Source organism: Micromonospora sp. NPDC051296, assembly GCF_040682255.1.
GTDB classification, from domain to species: domain Bacteria; phylum Actinomycetota; class Actinomycetes; order Mycobacteriales; family Micromonosporaceae; genus Micromonospora; species Micromonospora craterilacus.
In genome coordinates, this window is the sequence record NZ_JBFBAO010000684.1 from 1 (window position 1) to 1099 (window position 1099).

Sequence of the window (1099 nt, forward strand, 5' to 3'; positions counted from 1 at the left end):
TCTGCGGGTCGGCCCGTGCGCGTGCTGCGGGCCCGGCCCGGTGCGCGTCTGCGGGCCCGGTCCGCCCGGTCCGTGTCGGGCGTACCGGGTCCGTGCAGGGTGCTCTTGTCCGCCGCTCTCCGGTCCCGCACGCCCTGGCCGCAGTGGGTTGGGTGCGCGGTTTGCCGAGCTGATGGCGGAAAGGGATCGTCGACGCGTCGGCGTCCAGTTCGTGTGCGAGCAGGCCGCGGCTGATGCCCGACCTGCCTGACAACCGGGTGGCGTGCAGCCTCGTGGGCGTCGCTGGACCGTCGTGTCCGATTTCGGGCGTGGCCGTGGGCACCCTGGGGCCGGAATCGGCGGCGGGGTGGGGGCGTTGTATCGGGTGGCTGGTCGAGCAGGGCCGCCCGCCCTCCGTGGGTGTGGCCGGCGGTTCGGCGGAATGATCCGGGCCGGTCGGTCGTTGTACATGGTCCCGGCGCCGCGAAGGGCCCTCCCGCCCCGCGAGCCGCCGACCCGGCCGGCCGGGAATGGTGTTGGCCGGTCGGTCGTTGGACATGGTTCCCCCGGTGGGCGCCACCCGCGATGGGTGTGCGGGCCCTCGGATCGCGGATCTGATCCGCCTCTCTTCTTCCCCTCTTGGTCTTTCGGCGCCTGTGTAGGGCGCTCACCCGCGTGCCGTTTCCCCCTTTGTGCCGGCGCGTGGACGTCTACCCCCGAATGGAGTTTTGATCATGAACTCGATGCTGCGTAAGAGTGTTCTGGGTGTTGCTGGTCTGGCTTTCGCCGGTGGCATGTTCGCCGGTCCGGTGGCCGCGTTCGCGGACACCACCCCGGTTGCGGTGAAGCCGGTCGCGGCGGTGCAGGCCGACAAGCCCGACAGTGGCAAGTTGATCCCGAACGGTGTGCAGGGCAAGCAGTCCCGCATCGATCTGAACGCCGAGCAGACCGGCAACGTGAAGGCGATCATCGCGGCGACGAAGAAGGCCGGTATGGACGAGCGTGCGGCGGTGGTGTCGATCGCGACGTCGTTGCAGGAGTCGAAGCTGGAGAACCTGGGTCACCTGGGTGACCGCAACGACCACGACTCGCAGGGCCTGTTCCAGCAGCGTCCGTCCAG

General features: G+C 70.1%; 1 protein-coding gene. It reads left to right on the forward strand.

What is annotated here, in order from left to right; all coding sequences use genetic code 11:
• Positions 1-713: 713 nt before the first annotated feature.
• Positions 714-1099 (forward strand): hypothetical protein (locus tag AB0M52_RS34120; protein ID WP_363962033.1); only part of this gene is annotated, 386 nt, incomplete at its 3' end.